The sequence below is a fragment of the Kitasatospora sp. NPDC058406 genome (assembly GCF_042722765.1).
Classification (GTDB): Bacteria; Actinomycetota; Actinomycetes; order Streptomycetales; family Streptomycetaceae; genus Kitasatospora.
This window is the reverse complement of the sequence record NZ_JBHXKE010000396.1, coordinates 1-5,321: the sequence shown is the minus strand read 5'-3', so window position 1 is coordinate 5,321 and position 5,321 is coordinate 1. Positions and strand designations below refer to the sequence as shown.

The 5,321-nt window shown below is 76.4% G+C and carries 1 protein-coding gene; it reads left to right on the top strand.

All coding sequences use genetic code 11. The features are described 5' to 3' along the window. On the top strand, positions 1 to 5,321 hold a 5,321-nt coding region (locus ACFWOG_RS39330; RefSeq protein ID WP_380364413.1), incomplete at both ends, for an SDR family NAD(P)-dependent oxidoreductase.

Genomic DNA, 5,321 nt, shown 5'->3' with positions numbered 1-5,321 from the left:
CCTCGACCACACCCACCAACTCATCGCCCCCTGGCACGACCGCATCTCCGTCGCCGCCGTCAACGGCCCCACCGCCGTCGTCGTCAGCGGCGACAGCGAGGCCCTGGCGGAGCTGGTCGCGGTCTGCGAGCGCGAGGGCGTCCGGGCCCGGGTGATCCCGGTGGACTACGCCTCGCACTCGGCGCAGGTCGAGCGGATCCGCGAGCGGCTCGCCGGGCTGCTGGCCGGGGTGCGGCCGACGGCGAGCAGGGTGCCGCTCTTCTCGACGGTGACCGGCGACTGGCTGGACACCACCCTGATGACCGGCGACTACTGGTACACCAACCTGCGGCGGACCGTGCTCTTCGAGACCGGGGTGCGCGCGCTCGCCGACCAGCGGTATCAGGTCTTCCTGGAGGTCTCGCCGCACCCGGTGCTGACCCTGCCGGTCCTGGACGGCGCGGCGGCGGCCGGCGTGCCCGACGTGCTGGCCACCGGCACCCTGCGGCGCGACGAGGGCGGCCTCCCCCGGCTGCTCACGACGGCGGCCGAGCTGTGGGTGCGCGGAGTGCCGGTCGACTGGAGCGCGGTGTACTCGGGCGGCGGCGGGCGGCGGATCGAGCTGCCGACCCACCCCTTCCGGCGGCAGCGCTACTGGTTGAGCGCCGACGCTCCCGCCGGCACCGGCGCCGAGGGCGACGACGGCGCGTTCTGGCGGCTGGTCGCGGACGCGGACCTGGCCGCGACGGCCCGCACCCTGGCGGTGGACGCCGGGTCGCTGGGCGAGGTGCTGCCGGCGCTGAACGCCTGGCACCGCCGGCAGCAGGAGAGTTCGGCGCTGGAGTCCTGGCGCTACCGCGTCCAGTGGCAGCAGCTGCCCACCCCCGCGCACGACGCGTTCGGCGGCCGCTGGCTGCTCGTGGTGCCCGCCGGGCACCCGGCGGACGACGTGGCGGCGCTGGTCGGGGCACTGGGCCGGGACGGCGCCGAGGTGCGCACCGTCGAGCTGGGCGAGCGGGAGGTGGAGCGCTCCGCCGCGGCCGAGCGGCTGGCCGCCGCGACGGCCGAAACCGACGGCGGCGCCGAGGGCCTCACCGGCATCCTGTCGCTGCTCGCGTCGGCCGGTGAACCGCACCCGGCCCACCCGGCGCTGCCCACCGGCGCCGCGCTCACCCTGGCGCTGATCCAGGCGCTGGGCGACCTGGGGGTGGGCGCGCCGCTCTGGTGCGCCACCCGGGGCGCGGTGTCGGTCGGCGTCGGCGACCCGCTGACCGCACCGGACCAGGCCCTGGTCTGGGGCACCGGCATGGTCGCCGGGCTGGAGCACTCCGCGCGCTGGGCCGGTCTGGTCGACCTGCCGCCGGTGCTCGACTCGCGCGCCCTGGACGCCGTGCGGGCGGTGCTGACCGGCGCGACCGGCGAGGACCAGCTGGCGGTCCGCCCGGCCGGTCTGTACGCCCGCCGGCTGGTCCGCGCCCCGCGCCCCACCGTGCCGCGCCGCGCCTGGCGACCGCGCGGGACCGTCCTGGTCACCGGCGGCACCGGCGCGCTCGGCCCGCACCTCGCCCGGTGGCTGGCCCGGGGCGGCGCCGAGCACCTGGTGCTGCCCGGCCGGCGCGGCGCGGACGTCCCCGGAGCGGCCGAGCTGACGGCCGAACTCGCCGAACTGGGCACCCGGCTGAGCCTGCCGCGGTGCGACGTGGCCGACCGCGAGGAGGTCGCCCGCCTGCTGTCCGACCTGGAGGAGCGGGGCGAGCCGGTCACCGCCGTCTTCCACGCCGCCGCCTACATCGAGCTGGCGCCGCTGGACGTCGTCCCGGTCGACTCCTTCGAGCGGGTGGTCGCCGCGAAGGCCGCCGGTGCCAAGCACCTGGACGAGCTGCTGGACCGCGAGCTGGACGCGTTCGTGCTGTTCTCCTCGATCGCGGGCGTCTGGGGCAGCAGCAACCACGCCGCTTACTCGGCGGGCAACGCCTACCTGGACGCGCTCGCCGAGGCCCGCCGCGCCCGCGGACTGACCGCCACCACCGTCGACTGGGGCGTGTGGAAGGCGGCCAACCCGTGGGCCGAGCGGGAGACCCTCGACGAGGCCGACTTCCACCGGGTGCAGCGCCAGGGCCTGCCGCTGATCGACCCGGAGCCCGCGGTCACCGCGCTGCAGCACGCGCTGGACGACGACGAGACGGTCATCGCCCTGGCCGAGGTGGACTGGGCGCAGTTCTCGGCGGTCTTCACCTCGGTGCGGCCCAGCCGCCTGCTGACCGGGGTGCCGGAGGTCCGTGCGCTCGGCGGGACGACGGCGGCGCCGGCCGCCACCCCGGCCGCCTCGGTGCTGCGCGAGCGGCTGGCCGGACTGCCGGAGGCCGAGCAGACCCGGGTCGTCCTCAACCTGGTGCGCGGCCACGCGGCCGAGGTGCTGGGGCACGGATCGGCGGAGGCCGTGCCCGCCGGCCGGGCCTTCCAGGAGCTGGGCTTCGACTCGCTGACCGCCGTCGAGCTGCGCAACCGGCTCAACGCGGCCACCGGTCTGCGGCTGCCCGCCACCCTGGTCTTCGACTACCCGTCGGCCGGGGTGCTGGCCGAGCTGATCCGCTCCTCCCTGCTCGGTGAGCGCTCCGACGCGGCCGACGACCCGGGCGTGCGGGCCGCCGAACCCGACGAGCCGATCGCGATCGTCGCGATGGGCTGCCGGCTGCCGGGCGGGATCGACACGCCGGATCAGCTGTGGCAGCTGCTGGTGGAGGGCGGTGACGTGGTGTCCGAGTTCCCGGTCAACCGCGGCTGGCCGCTGGACACCCTGTTCGACCCCGACCCGGACCGGCCGGGCACCTCCACCACCCGCCACGGCGGCTTCCTGCACGACGCGGGCGACTTCGACGCCGAGTTCTTCGGCATCTCGCCGCGCGAGGCGCTCGCCATGGACCCGCAGCAGCGGCTGCTGCTGGAGACCTCCTGGGAGGCGCTCGAACGGGCCGGCATCGACCCGGTGGCGCTGCGCGGCAGCAGCACCGGGGTGTTCACCGGCGTCAACTACCAGGACTACGCCGCCGCGGTGGCCCAGTCCGCGGAGAACGAGGGCCACCTGCTGACCGGCAGCGCGGCCAGTGTGGTCTCCGGCCGGGTGGCCTACACGCTCGGCCTCGAAGGCCCGGCGATCACCGTCGACACCGCGTGCTCGGCCTCACTGGTCGCGCTGCACCTGGCCGCCCGGGCGCTGCGCGCCGGCGACTGCTCGCTCGCACTGGTCGGCGGCGTGGCGGTGATGTCCACGCCGGGCGCGATCCTCAGCTTCTCCCGCCAGCGCGGGCTCGCCGCGGACGGCCGCTGCAAGGCCTTCGCGGACGCCGCGGACGGGATGGGCATGTCCGAGGGCGCCGGCGTGCTGCTGGTCGAGCGGCTCTCCGACGCGCGGCGCAACGGGCACCCGGTGCTGGCGGTGCTGCGCGGCTCGGCGGTCAACCAGGACGGCGCCAGCAACGGCCTGGCCGCCCCCAACGGGCCCTCGCAGCAGCGGGTGATCCGCGCGGCGCTGGCCGACGCCGGCCTGCGGGCCGCCGAGGTCGATGTGGTCGAGGCGCACGGCACCGGCACCACGCTGGGCGACCCGATCGAGGCCCAGGCGCTGCTGGCCACCTACGGGCAGCAGCGGCCGGCCGAACTCCCCCTGCTGGTGGGCTCGGTGAAGTCCAACGTCGGGCACACCCAGGCCGCCGCCGGGGTCACCGGGGTGATGAAGGCGGTGCTGGCGATCCAGCACCGCCTGGTGCCCGCGACCCTGCACGTCGACCGGCCCTCCGGCAAGGTCGACTGGTCGGCCGGCGCACTGTCGCTCGTCACCGAGGCGGTGCCGTGGCCGCAGGCGGACCGCCCGGCCCGCGCGGGAGTGTCCTCGTTCGGCATGAGCGGCACCAACGCGCACGTGATCCTGGAGGAGGCCCCGGCCGCCGACGCCGCGCCGGTGACGCGGGACGCTCCGGACGAGCCGGTCGCCTGGCTGCTCTCCGGCCGCACCGAGCAGGCCGTGGACGACCAGTTCGACCGGCTGGCCGAACGGCTGGCCGACCGGGACGCCGCCCCGTCGGCCGTCGCCCGGACGCTGGCCGGACGGACCGCCTTCGAGCACCGCGCAGTCTTGGTCGGCGACCGCGCACAGCTGCGGACCGGCCTCGCGGGCGGGGCCGCGCACCTGGTGCGCGGCCGGGACACCTCGGACGGGCGCACGGTCTTCGTCTTCCCCGGCCAGGGTTCGCAGTGGGCCGGCATGGCCGCCGCGCTGCTGGACACCGAGCCCGCGTTCGCCGAGCGGATCGCGCAGTGCGAGCAGGCGCTCGCACCGCACGTCGACTGGTCACTCACCCGGCTGCTGCGCGACGCCGAGCCGCTGGAGCGGGTCGACGTCGTCCAGCCCGCCCTGTGGGCGGTGATGGTCTCGCTCGCCGCGCTCTGGCAGCACCACGGCGTCCACCCCGACGCCGTCCTCGGCCACTCGCAGGGCGAGATCGCCGCCGCGGTGGTGGCCGGCGCGCTGAGCCTGGAGGACGGCGCCCGGGTCTCCGCCCTGCGCAGCCGGGCCCTCGACTCCATCGCCGGGGAGGGCGGCATGGTCTCGCTCGGGCTCTCCGCCGAACGGGCCGAGCAGCTTCTCACGCCCTGGGCCGACCGGATCTCCGTCGCCGCCTACAACTCCCCCACCACCACCGTCGTCGCGGGCGAGAGCACCGCCCTGGCCGAACTGCTCGCCGCCTGCGAACGCGACGGCGTGCGGGCACGGGCGATCCCGGTCGACTACGCCTCGCACTCCCCGCACGTCGACCGGCTCCGGCGGCGCATCCTGGCCGACCTCGCCGGAGTCGAAGCCCGGCTCCCTCGCATCCCGATGTTCTCCACGGTCACCGGCGACTGGCTCACCACCCCGCCCGACACCGCGTACTGGTACACGAACCTGCGCCAACCCGTCCTGCTGACCAGGGCCCTGGAGGCCCTGCACGAAGCCGGCCACACCCACTTCGTCGAGACCAGCCCGCACCCCGTCCTCGTCCCCGCCGTCGAGGAGACCCTCGACACCGCCGTCACCGTCCCGACCCTGCGCCGCGACGAGGGCGACCGGCGACGCCTCCTCACCTCCCTCGCCCATGCCTGGACCACCGGCCTCACCGTCGACTGGAGCGGCCTGCTCGACGCGGGCGAGCGGACCGACCTACCGACCTACGCCTTCCAGCGGCGCACCTACTGGGCGCAGCCGAGGCAGTCCGGTGCGGGGGATGTCGGTGCGGCGGGCCTGGAGACCACCGGCCACCCCCTCGTCGGCGCCGCCGTCGACATCGCCGACACCGGCGAAACCC